Source organism: Pectobacterium betavasculorum (genome assembly GCF_000749845.1).
Classification (GTDB): Bacteria; Pseudomonadota; Gammaproteobacteria; order Enterobacterales; family Enterobacteriaceae; genus Pectobacterium; species Pectobacterium betavasculorum.
The window spans coordinates 1-16106 of record NZ_JQHM01000008.1; the positions used below are offsets into that span (position 1 = coordinate 1).

Consider the following 16106-nt stretch of genomic DNA (forward strand, 5'->3'; position numbering starts at 1 on the left):
GCCAGACTCAGTGACAGGCTGAAAGGCCGGTTCAACCCCTCATCCAGCCTGAAATCCACCACCGCAAAGGTGCCTGCCTCCAGCGCGCCAACCTTTACGGTGAACTGTAATCCTGTACTGTTTGCCACCTGCCCTCTCCTTACTGGCCGTTGCCATAGCTACCGCACACCTCGGATTCCCCCGAAGCGGCACGTCGCTACCCTGATGAAAATGAAAACCTGCGTTGTAATCTGAGTCTGCTCACACCACAACGTTGTTGAATAAGTGTGTGAACGTCCTGTTCTGTATAGCAATACTCACGCCAAAATTTATTTCATTGTTTTAAATGAAAAATAACTTAACTCAAATTTTCATTAAGTAAAATTTGAGCAAGAAGTTGCGCAGACCTCGCGAAAAAACGGCATCCATTGCGCAAAAAGTGATTTTCACCAAAAAGTGAGCAATAAATTGCGCAGAATGCGCACTTATTCTGAAAATTTGAGTTATTGATGAATTGACCAAAGGAATGACCGATTTAGAAGTGTTGTTTTGATAGTTATATATTAAATAAGGCGATAATTTACTCATCTTTGCGACAGGCGTAAGTGAGCAATCACTTACATGCATTATGCATAATGCATTAGCTTGATTTCATCAGACAACATATAGCCGACGAATTTTTCTACTAGACTGAAATCATATGCCTGTTCCTGAGAGGGATCGCGTTCCTCTCTGTCCATGATATGAACAGGTCGCCCATCCAGTTAAGCCTATAATACGTTTATGGGTTAACGGATATAGAAGGAGAATGAGATGACGCAACCGAAAGTGAAGCTGGCGGACGGTAATATCATGCCCCAGCTAGGCCTTGGGGTCTGGCGGGCAAGCAGTGAAGACACGGCGATCGCCGTAACTGAAGCATTGTCCATCGGTTATCGGGCGATCGATACCGCCGCGATTTATAAGAATGAAGAAGCGGTCGGTCAGGCGCTAAGTTCCGCAAATCTACCGCGTGAAGAAGTATTCATCACCACCAAGCTCTGGAATGGCGATCACACCGATCCGCAAAAGGCACTGGAAGAGAGCCTGCGAAAACTGCGGTTAGATTATATCGATCTCTACCTGATTCATTGGCCGCTCCCACAGCAGAATACCTTCGTAGATGCCTGGCGTGGACTCATCAAACTTCAGGAGCAAGGTCTGGCTAAAAGTATCGGCGTCAGTAACTTCCATATTCACCACTTACAGCGGCTAAAAGAAGAAACGGGCGTATTGCCGGTCATCGATCAGGTTGAACTGCACCCGCTTCTCCAGCAAAAACAGCTTCATGCCTGGAATGCTACACACCATATCCAGACTGAATCCTGGAGCCCGCTGGCGCAAGGTGGCGAAGGGGTCTTTGATCATCCCATTATCCGTAAACTGGCGATGAAATACGGGAAAACACCGGCACAGATTGTCATCCGCTGGCATCTGGACAGTGGACTCGTGGTGATACCTAAATCGGTGACGCCTACACGTATCAAGGAAAACTTCGAGGTGTTTGATTTCCGTCTGGATAAAGACGAGCTGGGTGAAATTGCCAAGCTGGACAGCGGAAAACGCCTGGGATCGGATCCTGACGAACCAAGAAACGACTGATCCACCGTTGATGCCAGCATTCATAATGCTGGCATTTTTCCTCTAATCGGCAAATTGAATTTCATACACATCGCTACGGCAGTGCGCTTCGCTGTACTCCAATAGTTCGCCCTGTTCGTTATAAACATGCAGTTGGCAATACAGCACAGGAGTCTCCGCCGCGATACCAAGAAGCGCCGCGATTTCTGCTGAGCAGGCAATTGCTTTGAAACGATAGCGTTTTTTGTCCGGTGTAATCCCATGCGTCATCCAGTATTGATAGAGCGACTGTTCGAGAGCTTCTGGGTCGGGTAAGAATTGTTGCGGAATCCAGGTTGTTTCCAGCGAAACCGGTTCGTCATTACTAAGCCGGACACGCCGCAGATAGGTAACAGCTTCGCCTTCTGGCAGAGACATTTTTTCCGAGATGCTAGCAGGCGGAATCTGTATTGCTCTCTCTAACCAGAGGCTGCCAGCGATACCGCCTTGTTTCAGCACAAGCGCGGTGAACCCTTCATCCTCAGCACTCAAGGCATAGTTAAGCCGCTGGGTAACGCGGGTTCCCACTCCCTGCTGGCGAACAACCAGCCCTTTTTCTTCCAACAGCGACAGGGAGCGGGAAACCGTCACGCGCGATAACCCCAGTTGTTGCGCAATCAATCGTTCAGCAGGTAAAAACTGGCCTGACAACACCTTACGACGACCGATTTCTGATTCAAGCAACGACGCGAGCTGCATGTAGCGAGGCGCCGACGGCGCTCCAGCCAGCTGCTCCCTGACCCAAAGCAGTAATTCCCGCATAGTGCAGCCTTTTTTAGTGACGCAGCGTCTGGCTACGTACAGGTTAAAACAGAAGTGAACCTGATTTCATGGCGAAACGAAACGTTCTGACTCTGAAATTGTTGTAATAAGAAATGTTTTTTAGCACTCATCAGACACGGAATAGCACACGCCCGAATGGCAACTTACCTTAATTCAGAGCAACATCAATATATAAGGTATCGTCCGCACGGCTCAGCATCTTTAATTTTGGTTTGCCTGAATAGAGGTGGATCACACTAAAAAACAACTGGGCATCGGAAACATCTCGGTCAACGAGGTTGCCGTAACATTGGTCACGGCTGAGGGATAACGGCAGAAGATGACTGACGGGCTATAGATTTACATCGCTGACTGTACGATGAGCTGCCCTGTCGAGCCGCGATCGGCCAGTTCCAGCGTCTGGCTGTAATACAGGAAGGGGAATACCATTGAGGAAGGTTGCATGAAATAAACCAGCAGCTCGACATCATTATCCACCCAGACTGTATCTTTCCAGCCGCTGTCTTCCACTGCCGGTGGACGACCATTCGCGCTGCGCACCAGGAATTTTACGCCCTGAATGTGGAAAGCCTGCGGCGTGTCGGCGTGAATAATCCAGCGTTCACAGCGGCCAAGCTGGGTCTGCACATCGGCACGTGTCGTGTCCCACATCGCGCCATTGATGCCGGGTAAGCTATCGCCCAGACGGAATTCTCGCGTGCGGCTGATGCTGCCTTCAATAATGTTATCCGCCAGCAAACGCATCGGAAGGTTGTCCGTTACCAATGGCAACAACCCCGTCGGCTTAAGCGTCAGTATTTGGGTAGAAATCAGTATGCTGGAAGGCTCAAACAGCCCACGTAGGCGATCCATAATCCCGGCAGACTCACCGGCCGCCAGCGTGACTTCTTCGCCTTGCGACATGTCGATCAGAATTTCACGTCGTTCACCGGGCGCGAGAGAAAGCTGGCTCACGGCCATCGGTGCAGGTAGCAGCCCTTGATCGCTGGCGATCACGTGCATCGCTCGACCATCGCTTAATCGCATGAGGTAACGACGAGAGTTAGATGCATTCAGCAATCTCAGTCGAACCCAGCCACGGGAAACCTCAACAAAGGGGCTTTGGACGCCGTTAACTAGCAGAGAGTCCCCCACGAATCCACCGCTAGAAGGCGGGTTATAGAGAGGCACACCAAAGTTATCCAGTCTTTTATCCTGAATAATCAATGGGAAATCATCAACACCGTAGTGATTGGGAAGCGGTAGGGATTTACTGATGCTGTCTTCCACCAGCCATAGCCCAGCCAACCCGTTGTAAATATGAGGTGCCATGCGGTTAGGCGTATTCGCATGATACCAGCAGGTCGCCGACGGCTGACGAATCGGCAACACGGGTGACCAATCACCGCCTGGAGAAATAATACGAGCAGCACCCCCCATCAGCGGCCCTGGCACCTGCAATCCGCCAATTGTCATCGCAACAGGCTCGTTCAGGCGATTGCTGTAAATTAGCTTAACGTCATCGCCGTCATATACCCGAACCGTCGGCCCTAAATAACGGCCATTGATTCCCCAAATGGATGTTTTACGGTCACTGGAAAACGCCCAATGGGCACGTTGCATGGTCAGAAAAAGAGGCTGGCCTCGGCGCGATTCCAGTAATGGCGGTATCGGCAATGCGTCGGGACTCCCACTGGCCTTCGCAGCCAGTGGCGTCATACCTGCACATAACGCAAGACCCGATGCCTGAATAAACTGACGTCGGCTGAGTGACATAATGACTCCGTGAATTCATTAACCGTAAGCAAAGTTTAACTTCCGATTATTTATTTCGACTATGTATTCGAAATAAATAATCGGAAGAAATAATCCAATAACCGATGGGTAAACTTATTTTTTGCCCGTCGCTTCGCGTGCCGCGACTTCCGCATCCAACTCCGCAATCTTGGCGGCCATCACATCATGGCAATGCGTAGCCAGTTCGCGAACCTGCTCTTTGGTATACGCACGGGTATCAATGGGTGGCAACATTTCGACGATCACCAGGCCGTTATTCCAGCGATTCAATTTCACCTTATTGCTGGTAGTAGAAACACAAATCGGCACAATCGGCACGTCTGCGCTAATCGCGGCATGAAAAGCGCCGGTTTTAAATGGCAGCAGGCCACGTCCACGGCTACGTGTACCTTCTGGGAACATCCAGATAGACGTATTGCGCTCTTTAATATGCTTTACCACCTGAGCGATGGTGCCATGCGCTTTGGCTCGGTTTTCGCGATCAATCAGCAGATTGCCCGTCAGCCAGTAGAGTGGCCCAAAGAACGGAATCCACAGCAGGCTTTTCTTACCCACGGTAACAGTACGGGGCTGAACCGCGCTGGATACCGTGACCATATCGTAGTTATTCTGATGATTGGCGATATAGATGCAGTTGCCGTAATGCGCCGCTTCTTCCGGTATCCGCATTTCTACTTTCAGGCCAAACACCACGGACAAGCGACCAAAAAGATGGCCAAAAGTCGCTACGTGGCGGGGATTTCGAGGGCTGAACAGGCAGTAAAACAAGCCAAAAATACAGATCAAAATCGAAAAAATAACGACAACAAAAAAACGCAAAATGGATAACATAGCAACCTCATTAGCCGACAGCCGCCGCTAGTATAGCGATTTCGCGCTAAAACACACGGTGATTCAATTTGCTGCAAGATGGCAACCGGAAATCAAAGAAAGGCGGTAAACACCGCCTTTCTCAACATGCACATGACAATATGGAGGAATTATTCTTCGCTGCTGCCGGTGCTAATCTGCTGTGGTGCATCCACCTCAATTCGGTCGATGCGCTGTAGCCCACGCAGCAATGTGCCTTTCCGTCCGCGCTCCCCTTGATACTTCTGAAGCTCGTTCGGACGCAGCACCAGCTTACGCTTGCCGAAGTACAGCGTGACGGAAGCCTGTGGTGGCAGCAGATACAGCCAGGTCAGACGGTCTTTACCTTCCGCAAAATCAGCCGAGGAGATGGACACAATCTTGTTGCCCTTGCCTTTCGACAGTTGAGGCAGATCGGAGACAGGGAACAGCAGCATTCTGCCCGCGGCGGTGATCGCCATCAGCAGGTTATCCTCGCCCTTGATCTCGATCGGTGCCAGCGCCTTCGCGTTATCCGGCAGCGTAATAATCGCTTTACCTGCGCGGTTACGCGCCACCAGATCGTTGAAGGTACAGACGAAGCCATAACCCGCATCCGATGCCATCAGCAACGGCTGATCGTCTGCGGCCATCAGCACCTGTTCAATCGTCGCACCCGGCGGCGGTGTGAGTTTGCCCGTCAGTGGCTCACCTTGACCACGCGCAGAAGGCAGGCTGATCGGATCCAGCGCATAGCTACGACCCGTGGAGTCAATAAACACCACGGGCTGATTGCTCTTGCCTTTAGCAGCGGCGCGGAAGCTATCGCCCGCTTTATAGCTTAGTCCGGCAGGATCGATGTCATGCCCTTTCGCGCTACGTACCCAGCCCATTTCCGATAGCACGATAGTCACCGGTTCAGACGGTACAAAGTCGTGTTCACTCATCGCTTTCGCTTCGCCACGTTCATGTAGCGGCGAACGACGATCGTCACCATAGGCTTGCGCATCCGCCTGAATTTCTTTCTTAATCAGATTGCTAAGCTTACGCTCTGACGCCAACAGCGCTTGCAGTTGATCGCGCTCTTTGGCCAGATCGTCCTGCTCGCCGCGGATTTTCATCTCTTCCAGCTTGGCCAAGTGCCGTAATTTCAGCTCCAGAATCGCTTCAGCCTGTGTTTCACTCAGGCTGAACTGGCGCATCAAAACGGGCTTCGGCTCATCTTCCGTACGGATGATATGAATCACCTCGTCAATATTCAGGAACGCAATCAGCAAGCCTTCAAGGATATGCAGGCGCTTGAGCACTTTTTCCAGACGGTAGTTTAGCCGGCGGCACACGGTGTCGCGACGGAATACCAGCCACTCGCTCAGGATTTCGACCAGCCCTTTCACGCTGGGGCGACCATCCAGACCGATCATGTTCATGTTAACGCGATAGCTCTTTTCCAGATCGGTAGTCGCGAACAGATGATTCATCACCTGATCCATATCGATACGGTTTGAGCGCGGCACCAGCACCAGGCGGGTTGGATTCTCGTGATCGGATTCATCACGCAGGTCTTCCACCATCGGCAGCTTCTTCGCACGCATCTGGCTGGCAATCTGTTCCAGCACTTTGGCACCAGAAACCTGATGCGGTAGCGCGGTAATCACGACATCGCCGTCTTCTTTCTTCCAGACCGCGCGCATCCGCACCGAACCACGACCGTTCTGGTAAAGTTTGCGCACTTCATCACGCGGCGTGATGATTTCAGCTTCCGTAGGAAAATCCGGCCCCTGCACATGTTGGAGCAAATCTTCCAGCGAGGCTTTCGGGTTTTCCAGCAGCATGACGGCGGCAGCAGCGACTTCACGCACGTTATGCGGTGGAATATCCGTTGCCATCCCGACGGCGATCCCGGTGGTGCCGTTCAACAGAATATTCGGCAGACGCGCGGGCAGCATCTTCGGCTCTTGCATCGTGCCGTCAAAATTCGGGGTGTAATCGACCGTGCCCTGCCCTAACTCTGAGAGCAGCACTTCCGCGTATTTGGACAACCGCGATTCGGTATAACGCATGGCGGCGAACGATTTCGGGTCGTCCGGTGCCCCCCAGTTCCCCTGACCATCCACCAGCGGGTAGCGGTAAGAGAACGGCTGCGCCATCAACACCATCGCTTCATAGCAGGCGCTGTCACCGTGCGGATGGTATTTACCCAATACGTCACCCACGGTACGGGCGGATTTTTTAAATTTGGCGCTGGCATTCAGTCCCAGCTCGGACATCGCATACACAATGCGACGCTGCACAGGTTTCAGGCCATCGCCAATGAACGGCAATGCCCTGTCCATGATGACGTACATGGAATAATTCAGGTATGCATTTTCGGTAAACGTGCGCAGCGCAAGGCTTTCTGCGCCGTCATGAGTCATCTCACTCATTTATCTCACTTTCCTCACATCGCGGCGCGATTGTTACGCTTTCCGACACGCCATAGCGGCGGTATGTTTGGCGGGAATAGTACCTTATCTGATGAGGTGATGTCACAGGGAACAACGTCGCGACGCCTTTAGGCGATTTAGAATATCTTGCCATTCAAGCAGCGTTTCATCGGTTAAAGCGCAAACGCAGTCTGCTTTAGACTTTGATAGCAAACATACCGTTTCATTAAGAATTATTCATCATCATTGCCGCTTCAAACGATAATGATTAACATATTGATAATAATTATCATTACCACATGATAATTAATGTTATTCGCCGTTTTGCATTTCCCTTGCAGACGTTAGTTACCAGCACGCCATGTTTCCTCACGCCGCTGGTCAGAACAACCTTATAGCAGAGTATCATTATGTTAATTAACAAGAATTTAAATAAAATTCTTCTCACCGGCATCTTGACTGGTGTCGCGCTAAACAGCATGGCAGCGGATAGCACCACAGGCAACAACGCACTCAACGTGAAGAATCAAGACAATCCGGCAGCGAAAACGGAACCGACGGGTGACGTCATGACCGTGCACGCGCCTGAGATTGAGAAAAAAGCGGGTTCGTCCGTTTCAATCACAGCCAATGATATGCAGAAGTCTGGTGGTAATGACTTTGGCACTATCATGCGTTACCAGCCGTTAATCAGCGCTACAGGCTCCAGCGGCGGTAGCAATACGGGAAAAAGTGGCTTTGATCGTGGCGGCTACACGGGCTACAACATTCGCGGGATAGAAAGCAACCGCGTCGCCATTGATACCGATGGCATCGCGTTGCCCAATGCAACGGGGCGCAGTTATGCCAGCAGGGCTGGATTTAATACGTTTGGCATGGGGCGCGACTATGTCGACCCTTATCTCTATGGACGGGTCAATATAGAATCTGGCGTGACCTCGGCGGAAAATACGATTAATGCATTAGGTGGGAGCGTCTCATTCCGTCCCAAATCAGCAGACGACTATTTAAACGCGAATAAGCAGGAATATGTCGGCTTCCAGAGTGATTTCGACTCTGCCAACCATGGTTGGCATAACGGCATTACCGCCGCAGGCGGGGATGCCGAACTGCGCGGCATTGTCGTGCTCAGCCGCCGCGACGGCCAGCAAACACGTAATAACAGCGACGAGATCGCTGCTTACCCTGCAAACTGGCACTCTAACGCCATTCTGGCATCGGCTATCTGGCAGCCAAATGATGAACATCAGCTCACCGGTACGCTGGATTATTATCATAAAACCAACCATACCCACTACGATTACTGGGGTAACTTGCCGAGCGGCAATAATACGATTTATGGCACCGCACAACAAAGCAGCGAGACTCGCCGCTGGAGCGCCAGCCTGAAAGATCGCTGGACACCAATCAACAATACCTTAGTCGATATGATCGACAGCCGCATTTACTTCCAAAACAGTGAGTCTCACGACAACACCTGGTTGCCTGCAACAACAGGAACGGCAGCAGCCGATAGCCACCGCGTCTATTCTGATTACAATGTAAAAACGTACGGCTTCGATACCCATCTGGTGAAAAGCTGGGATCGTCACGAATTTAGCTGGGGCCTCAATGCCAGCCAAACCAAAACCGAGCGTCCGTTCAGGCAATCACCGAATCAAACGGGTGCGAATAACATCATGCAGCCAGAAGCCGATAGTGACAGCTACACCGTCGGCGGCTTCGTGCAGGATACTGTCTCCTGGGATCTGGCCGGGCATGCTTTCTCGGTCATCCCTGCCGTACGTGCCGTTCATCAACGTACCAAAGCGACCAACGTGGCTCGCCTGAGCGGTGATGGCAGCGTCATCAGTGGATCAGATGTCAACAGACTGTACGGTAAAACCAACAGCGATACGCAAATCCTGCCTTCACTGAGCTTCCTCTACGACATCACCCCCACGCTAACCACCTATTTGCAGTACCGTCGCGGCGCACAGTTCCCCGATGCCAGCCAACTTTATGGCAGCACCAACCTTGACGCCAACTATGCCGGGCCGTTCCAGTATGCTTTTATCGGCAATAGCGACCTCAAAACGGAAACCAGCAACAACGTAGAATGGGGATTAAAAGGAGAAGCAACGGAGGGGATCACATTCCGGACGGCGCTGTTCTACAACACGTATAAGAATTTTATCGCCAATACCCGCTACCGTCGTAGCGCAAACCCAGACAGATTTACCAATGTTCCAAGCAATATCAGTACGATATATCAGGCGGAAAACCGTGATAAAGCCTACATCTACGGCGGTGAAGTCAGCAGTAAAATACAGCTAGGCACCTGGTTCCCAGCGGTTGATGGCCTGAGCACCACGCTAGCGTTTGGTTACACCAAAGGCCAATCGCAATCCCGCTACCTTGGCGACCGCTATGTCGATCTCGACAGCGTTGCACCAATGAAAGCGATTGTTGGCATCGCCTATGACGATCCTTCGCAGCGCTACGGTGCCGCGCTGACGTCGACCTTCCAGAAAGGGAAACAGGCGCAGGATACGAATCGTCAAAACTACACCAATGCTGGCACTGCGATTGCCGGCTCGACTGCCGAATATATGCGGATTCCCGGTTATGGCATGGTGGACCTGACCGCCTACTATCGCGTCACCAAGGACGTGAAAATCAGCGGTGGCGTGTATAACCTGACTGACCGTAAATATTGGGACTACCTGAGCAGCCGTCAGATTGAAACCAATGACCGACAGGGACAATACGATCGCGCCCTGTCTACTGCTCCCGGCCGTTCCTTCCAGCTCGGCGTGAATATCGATTTCTAATCGGCATAACACATTGGCTCACTGAAAGTGAGGCGATGCTCAGTTCAGACATCGCCTCCGTCATCAGGCAAGAACGCGCAGTACGGCTTTCTTGCCTTTTTATTTCCCCCTGCCCTAACTTGCTCACATTCTTATTTTTACTGCATCGTTTAACGAAACAATTAATATGCAGATGAGATCACAATTATTACCCATAATAGCGTGATCGCGATCCCAATTAATATTCACTCAACACCCTGTTTTATTTTTGTCCTATTCAGCGGACAGCATTTAGTATTGTCCCTATCGACTATCACGACTAGATTAATCATTACAGCACCCTATTCAAATAAAATGAAAGTGAAAATAAAACAGGAAATCATTTAGAAAAAATCATCAATCCGATAAGCATCAGAAAATCTAACGAATCACAGAGGGTAATATGATGCAGCCACTCACCTCTCGCCAGAACCGTTTATTGAAATATCTGTTACAACACCAGGGATATGTAACAGTTAAAGATATTGCACATTACCTGGATGTGTCGGAAAAAACCGTCTATCGTGATATGCAATTTGTTGAAGCCTTCCTTTCTGTCTGGAATATTTATCCAGACAAAAAGGTCGGTGCGGGAATTATGTTAACAACGGATGACGACCGACACCTCACGTTGCTGGAACAGCAGCTTGTTGTGGATGATGGGGAGACCGATGCGCTGATCAACAATGCTCGCCGCGTCAAAATCGCCTCGCAGCTATTAAGCGATACGCCTCACGAAACCTCCATCAGCAAACTGTCAGAACGCTACTTTATCAGCAGTGCCTCTATCGTTAACGATCTGAAAATCATCGAAAGCTGGCTACATCCACTGGGATTATCACTGGTGCGCAGCCAGAGCGGCACGCACATTGAAGGCAGTGAAAATCAGGTGCGTCAGGCGATGGCGTCACTGATTAATGACGTTATGCATCATAAAGAACCCGGTTCGCTTAGCCACTCCCGCCTCGACCCCGGCAGCTATAGGGCGCTGATTAACTATTTCGGTGAAAAAGACGTTTCCTTCGTCGAAGCGCTGTTACAGGACATGGAGAAAGCGCTTTCTTATCCGCTAGGCGAGCCTTATTACATTAATATTTTCACCCATACCTTAATTATGATGCACCGCATTGCGCAGGGAAAAGCGCTCATCATCGCGGAAGACTCTGTTCATCAGCAGGTTGATAATCGCATATTCTCCATCGCTAAAAATATGGTGACCCAAATAGAGCAATGCGTCGAGAGTACGCTACCTTCTGATGAAGTCTGGTTTATTTACCAATATATTATTTCTTCAGGCATTGTGATGGAAGAGCGTGCGGATAATCAGTTACTCCACTATCAATTCTCTAATGGTGAGTCACGCAGAATTACACGTGCATTAACGCAGGTATTTTCTGATTTAATCAATATCGACTTGCGTACGGATAAGTTATTACATGAAGGATTGCTTATTCATATCAAGCCATTGCTTAACCGATTAAAATATCAAATACATATTCGCAATCCATTATTAGACGATATCAAAAGCGAGTTTATCGATATTTATGAGATGACTCAGCAAGCCATGAATGAAGTCTGTCTGCGGTTCCAATTAAAACCGGTCGCTGAGGATGAAGTCGGCTATCTGACCATTCATTTTCAAGCCGCGCTGGAACGTCAAATTGCTCACAAACGAATTTTGGTGGTGTGCTCCAGCGGTGTAGGAACATCGCATCTGCTAAAAAACCGAATTCTGCGCGCGTTTCCTGACTGGGTTATTGTTGGCGTTATTTCGGCTAGTAATATGCAGATATTCTGTCAGCAGGAAGATATTGAGCTAATTATTTCTACGATTCACCTGGAAGAGAAACTGATTCCAGTAGTTTATGTATCCGCCTTTTTTAATGACGATGACATTAAACGTGTTACCGAAAAAGTTATCGCGAATCAACTGCATCAGGCCGTTCCTCACTGATTATTGGCCGAACGTTAATTTTTTAAATTTATAGATGAGGTGTGATAAATGGATATCAATAAAATACTGAATGCCAACCGCGTGAAGTTAGACATGTCCGCGACCAATAAAGATGAAGTCATTAATGAATTAACCGATCTGTTATATGCCGATGGTGCTATTACCAATAAACAGGATTTTATTCACGATGTCTGGTTACGCGAAGCCGAAGGTTCCACCGGTTTTGAAAACCATATTGCGATCCCCCACGGGAAATCATCCGCCGTAAAACAAACCACGCTCGCGATTGGCCGAACCCGTCAGGATATTCCCTGGGAAACGCTCGACGGCAGCCAGGTTCGCTGCATTATTCTCTTTGCCGTGCGTCTGGAAGATCAGAACACGACACACATTCGCCTGCTGTCTCAGGTTGCCAGTGCACTGGCCGATGATGAGGTGATTACTCAACTGTTAGACGAATCCGATCCCCATAAAATTATTCAGCTGTTTAGTCAGTATGCAGAAACAGCGCCTGTCACTCCGACATAAGACGAGGCTCAAAATGAATATTGTTTGTGTTGCCGCCTGCACGGCAGGTATCGCGCATACCTATATCGCCCGCGAGAAACTGATTAAAGGTGCCAACGCGTTAAATTACGCGATCAAAGTGGAAACCCAAGGCACGATTGGCACCGAGAATGAATTAACACCCGATGAGATAGCCGCAGCCGATGTCGTTATTCTAGCTATCGATATCAAAATAACAGGAGAAGAACGATTTAAAGGTAAACCTATCGTTCGGGTAAAAACGGAGGTCGTTATTAAATCTCCAATCAAGTTTCTGGAAAAAGTCGCTAGCTCTTTAGCGGGTGCCTGAATATATCCATTTCGGGGTAATCATGATGAACACCAGAAAAATAACCATTGGACAGGAAATAAAACGGCATCTGCTTACCGGTATTTCCTGGATGATCCCGCTGATTGTTGCCGCCGGGATCTGCATTGCACTCGGTCAGGTTATCGGCGGACCGGATGTGGGTAAACAAACCGGCAGCATCGCATGGATGCTCAATCAGATCGGCGGCTGGGGAATGGGACTGATAGTGCCGCTGATCAGCGCCGCGATCGCTTACTCGATTGCCGACCGCCCCGGCTTCGCACCCGGCCTGATTGTGGGCTTTATCTGCGGCCAGATTCAAACCGGGTTTATCGGCGGTATTCTCGGCGGATTTTTAGTTGGCTACACCGTGTTGCTGCTGCGCCGCTACATCAAACTCCCCACGTCGATGCAGGGGCTGATGCCCGTCATGATCCTGCCGCTGCTCAGCACCATTATCGCGGGATTACTGATGATGACGTTTATCGGTCAACCCATCATCTGGCTGCAAAAATCGCTGATTCACCTGCTGGAATCCATGCAGGGCGGATCGAAATTCCTGATGGGTGCGATTTTGGGGGCAATGGCCACCTTCGATTTCGGCGGACCGGTAAACAAAACGATGTCGCTCTTCGCAGACGGCATGTTGGTCGATGGCATCTACGGGCCGGAAGCCGTCAAATTTGTCGGCTCAATGATCCCGCCCTTCGGCATCACACTGTCCTTCCTGTTGACCCGCTACAAATACACCCGCGCAGAAAAAGAGGCGCTGAAAGCCGCCTTCCCGATGGGGATCTGCATGATTACGGAGGGGGTCATCCCGATTGCCGCACGCGATTTGTTTAGGGTCGTTGCCAGTTGCGTCGTTGCCTCCGCCATTGCGGGCGGACTGATCATGGTCTGGGGTGTGGAGGCGCCCGTGCCGCACGGCGGCATGTTTGTAGTCCCGCTGTTTACCAAGCCGCTGATGTTCTGTCTGGCGCTCGGTATCGGCACCGTAATCTGCGGCGTGATGCTGTCGCTGATTAAGAAACGCGTGACGCAGGCAGATGAAGAGTTCGACGACGTTGACGACAGCAGCGTGCGTGACGAAGACATTAAATTCACTCTCGAATAACAGGAGCCGCCATGTATGCCGCAATGAAAGCCCTCATTGATGACGCGTATCAACGGCAGTATGCCGTGCTCGCCATCAACTGTTTCAACCTGGAGACCGCTCGTGCGGCCATTGCCGCCGCCGAGCAACAGCGTGCGCCGCTGATCCTGAATGTTTATCAAGGACACAGCGTACACTTTCCGCCGCATCTCGCGGTGCCGCTGGTCAAGGCGCTGGCCGAACGGGCAACCGTCCCTGTGGCGCTCAGCCTGGATCACGGCACGGCATTCAACCTGATCGGACAGGCGTTCCGTGCGGGGTTTACCGGACTGATGATCGATGCCTCCAGTCATCCGCTCGCGGAAAACATCCAGCGTACACAGCAGGTAGTTGCCATCGCCACAACCGCTGGCGTCTGTGTGGAAGGCGAGCTTGGGCACATCGCCGATGCTCCCGTCTACGACCTTGAGGATGCCACGGTGAAAATGACGCAGGTGGAAGATGTCACTCCCTTTATCCACCAAACCGGTATCGACCTGCTTGCCGTATCGGTCGGCACCGCCCACGGTATTTATCCTGCTGGAGTGACGCCACAGATTGATTTTGAGCGACTTGAAGCCCTGCACCGGGAATCCACGGTGCCACTGGCGCTACACGGCGGTAGCGGCACCAAAGCCGACGACATTCGTCGCGTCAGCCGTCACGGCGTCGCCAAAATCAACGTCGGTGCGGCCGTTTTTGAGGCAGGAAAAACGGCGTTACAGCAGTCGCTGCATCAACACCCAACAATGGAGCTATCCGACCTGCTGGCGAGGATGGAAACCGCCTGCCGCGATGTGGTCGCCGATTATCTCAGTTGGTCTGGTTCAACTAACAAAGCCTGACCGTTCGCGCTTTACCGACTTTCGCCATCAGTGGTTATCCACTGGTACAGGAACGCTTTGCCCTTTATCCGACACAGGAGAGAAATAATATGTTGATTTCAATGACCGATATGCTTAAGCCCACGCGTGAACACCGCTTCGCTATCGGCGCCTTTAACGTGGCCGACAGCTGCTTTATCCGCGCCGTGGTAGAAGAAGCCGAAGCAACGAATACCCCCGCCATCATCTCTATCCACCCGAGCGAATTGGAATTCGTTACCGATGAGTTCTTCGCTTATGTGCGAGAAAGAACGCTGCGCAGCCCGGTGCCGTTTGTCATCCATCTCGATCATGGTGCATCGATCGCACACGTTTTGCGCGCCATTCAGTGCGGATTCACCTCCGTGATGATCGACGGCTCGCTCCTGCCTTACGAGGAGAACGTCGCACTCACCACCGAAGTGGTGAAACTGGCGCATGCCGTTGGTGTTTCCGTCGAGGGGGAATTAGGCACGATTGGCGATACCGGCACCACGATAGAAGGCGGCGTCAGCAAAGTGATCTATACCGACCCCGAGCAGGCGGAAGATTTCGTCAACCGGACGGGCGTTGATACATTAGCCGTCGCTATCGGCACCGCACACGGCATCTACCCCAAAGACCTGAAGCCAGAGCTGCAAATGCATATCCTGCGGGATATCTCGCAGCGGGTTTCTATCCCGCTCGTCCTGCATGGAGGTTCAGCAAACCCGGACGCCGAAATTGCCGAAGCGGTGACGCTTGGCGTGGGCAAAATCAATATCTCCAGCGACATGAAATTCGCCTATTTCCAGAAAGCGCGGGAAATCCTCAGCCGTGAAACCTGGTGGGACCCTAATGCCATCTACCCGGAACCCATCAACGCGGCGAAAGAGGTGATTCGCTATAAAATGGCGCTCTTCGGCTCAACTGGAAAAGCGGCTTTATATTGATATCTAATGCGTCAGGTTGGTATGTTCCCGAAACCTGCCTGACGCTTTAATATCAAAACAACATATTAATAGTGCTAATTAATTTTA

At 50.9% G+C, this 16106-nt stretch carries 12 protein-coding genes; 8 read left to right on the forward strand and 4 right to left on the reverse strand.

Going from position 1 to position 16106, the window contains the following annotated elements:
• The first annotated feature begins 792 nt into the window (after positions 1–792).
• A complete protein-coding gene (gene dkgA, locus KP22_RS14980) occupies positions 793–1620 on the forward strand; it encodes a 2,5-didehydrogluconate reductase DkgA (protein ID WP_039304159.1) in 828 nt (275 codons plus the stop codon).
• A gap of 42 nt (positions 1621–1662) precedes the next feature.
• Here dkgA and KP22_RS14985 read toward each other — a convergent pair whose 3' ends face one another.
• From KP22_RS14985 to parC, 4 genes are all read right to left on the reverse strand, one after another.
• A complete protein-coding gene (locus tag KP22_RS14985) occupies positions 1663–2400 on the reverse strand; it encodes a GntR family transcriptional regulator (RefSeq protein ID WP_039325066.1) in 738 nt (245 codons plus the stop codon).
• Between the two features lie 360 nt (positions 2401–2760).
• Positions 2761–4176: a cell division protein FtsP gene (gene ftsP / locus KP22_RS14990; RefSeq protein ID WP_039304154.1), complete on the reverse strand. Its 1416-nt coding sequence runs from the start codon at positions 4174–4176 to the stop codon at positions 2761–2763.
• Between the two features lie 114 nt (positions 4177–4290).
• A complete protein-coding gene (locus KP22_RS14995; RefSeq protein WP_039304151.1) occupies positions 4291–5028 on the reverse strand; it encodes a 1-acylglycerol-3-phosphate O-acyltransferase in 738 nt (245 codons plus the stop codon).
• 149 nt (positions 5029–5177) lie between these two features.
• Entirely contained in the window at positions 5178–7448 is a 2271-nt protein-coding gene (parC, locus tag KP22_RS15000; RefSeq protein WP_039325067.1) for a DNA topoisomerase IV subunit A, read from the reverse strand.
• 410 nt (positions 7449–7858) lie between these two features.
• Here parC and KP22_RS15005 point away from each other — a divergent pair, with 410 nt between their 5' ends.
• The 7 genes from KP22_RS15005 (at position 7859) to KP22_RS15035 (ending at position 16019) form a co-directional block, all read left to right on the forward strand.
• On the forward strand, positions 7859–10261 hold the full coding sequence (locus KP22_RS15005) for a TonB-dependent receptor domain-containing protein (RefSeq protein WP_039325068.1): 2403 nt from the start codon (positions 7859–7861) through the stop codon (positions 10259–10261).
• Positions 10262–10682: 421 nt separating this feature from the next.
• A complete protein-coding gene (locus KP22_RS15010) occupies positions 10683–12233 on the forward strand; it encodes a BglG family transcription antiterminator (RefSeq protein WP_081926254.1) in 1551 nt (516 codons plus the stop codon).
• A gap of 48 nt (positions 12234–12281) precedes the next feature.
• Entirely contained in the window at positions 12282–12761 is a 480-nt protein-coding gene (locus KP22_RS15015; protein ID WP_039304142.1) for a PTS sugar transporter subunit IIA, read from the forward strand.
• 13 nt (positions 12762–12774) lie between these two features.
• Positions 12775–13089, forward strand: coding sequence for a PTS fructose transporter subunit IIB (locus tag KP22_RS15020; protein WP_010297459.1), 315 nt, complete (start codon positions 12775–12777; stop codon positions 13087–13089).
• A gap of 25 nt (positions 13090–13114) precedes the next feature.
• On the forward strand, positions 13115–14206 hold the full coding sequence (locus KP22_RS15025; protein ID WP_039304614.1) for a PTS fructose transporter subunit IIC: 1092 nt from the start codon (positions 13115–13117) through the stop codon (positions 14204–14206).
• A gap of 11 nt (positions 14207–14217) precedes the next feature.
• On the forward strand, positions 14218–15069 hold the full coding sequence (locus KP22_RS15030; protein WP_039325072.1) for a class II fructose-bisphosphate aldolase: 852 nt from the start codon (positions 14218–14220) through the stop codon (positions 15067–15069).
• 89 nt (positions 15070–15158) lie between these two features.
• The gene (locus KP22_RS15035; RefSeq protein WP_039304137.1) at positions 15159–16019 is read left to right on the forward strand and encodes a ketose-bisphosphate aldolase; all 861 of its coding nucleotides are present in this window, start codon (positions 15159–15161) and stop codon (positions 16017–16019) included.
• Positions 16020–16106: the final 87 nt, after the last annotated feature.

Excerpts from the sequence above, each read along its gene's own strand:
- dkgA (WP_039304159.1), top strand. The coding sequence starts at position 793 with ATGACGCAACCGAAAGTGAAGCTGGCGGACGGTAATATCATGCCCCAG.
- KP22_RS14985 (WP_039325066.1), bottom strand. The coding sequence starts at position 2,400 with ATGCGGGAATTACTGCTTTGGGTCAGGGAGCAGCTGGCTGGAGCGCCG.
- ftsP (WP_039304154.1), bottom strand. The coding sequence starts at position 4,176 with ATGTCACTCAGCCGACGTCAGTTTATTCAGGCATCGGGTCTTGCGTTA.
- KP22_RS14995 (WP_039304151.1), bottom strand. The coding sequence starts at position 5,028 with ATGTTATCCATTTTGCGTTTTTTTGTTGTCGTTATTTTTTCGATTTTG.
- parC (WP_039325067.1), bottom strand. The coding sequence starts at position 7,448 with ATGAGTGAGATGACTCATGACGGCGCAGAAAGCCTTGCGCTGCGCACG.
- KP22_RS15005 (WP_039325068.1), top strand. The coding sequence starts at position 7,859 with ATGTTAATTAACAAGAATTTAAATAAAATTCTTCTCACCGGCATCTTG.
- KP22_RS15010 (WP_081926254.1), top strand. The coding sequence starts at position 10,683 with ATGATGCAGCCACTCACCTCTCGCCAGAACCGTTTATTGAAATATCTG.
- KP22_RS15015 (WP_039304142.1), top strand. The coding sequence starts at position 12,282 with ATGGATATCAATAAAATACTGAATGCCAACCGCGTGAAGTTAGACATG.
- KP22_RS15020 (WP_010297459.1), top strand. The coding sequence starts at position 12,775 with ATGAATATTGTTTGTGTTGCCGCCTGCACGGCAGGTATCGCGCATACC.
- KP22_RS15025 (WP_039304614.1), top strand. The coding sequence starts at position 13,115 with ATGAACACCAGAAAAATAACCATTGGACAGGAAATAAAACGGCATCTG.
- KP22_RS15030 (WP_039325072.1), top strand. The coding sequence starts at position 14,218 with ATGTATGCCGCAATGAAAGCCCTCATTGATGACGCGTATCAACGGCAG.
- KP22_RS15035 (WP_039304137.1), top strand. The coding sequence starts at position 15,159 with ATGTTGATTTCAATGACCGATATGCTTAAGCCCACGCGTGAACACCGC.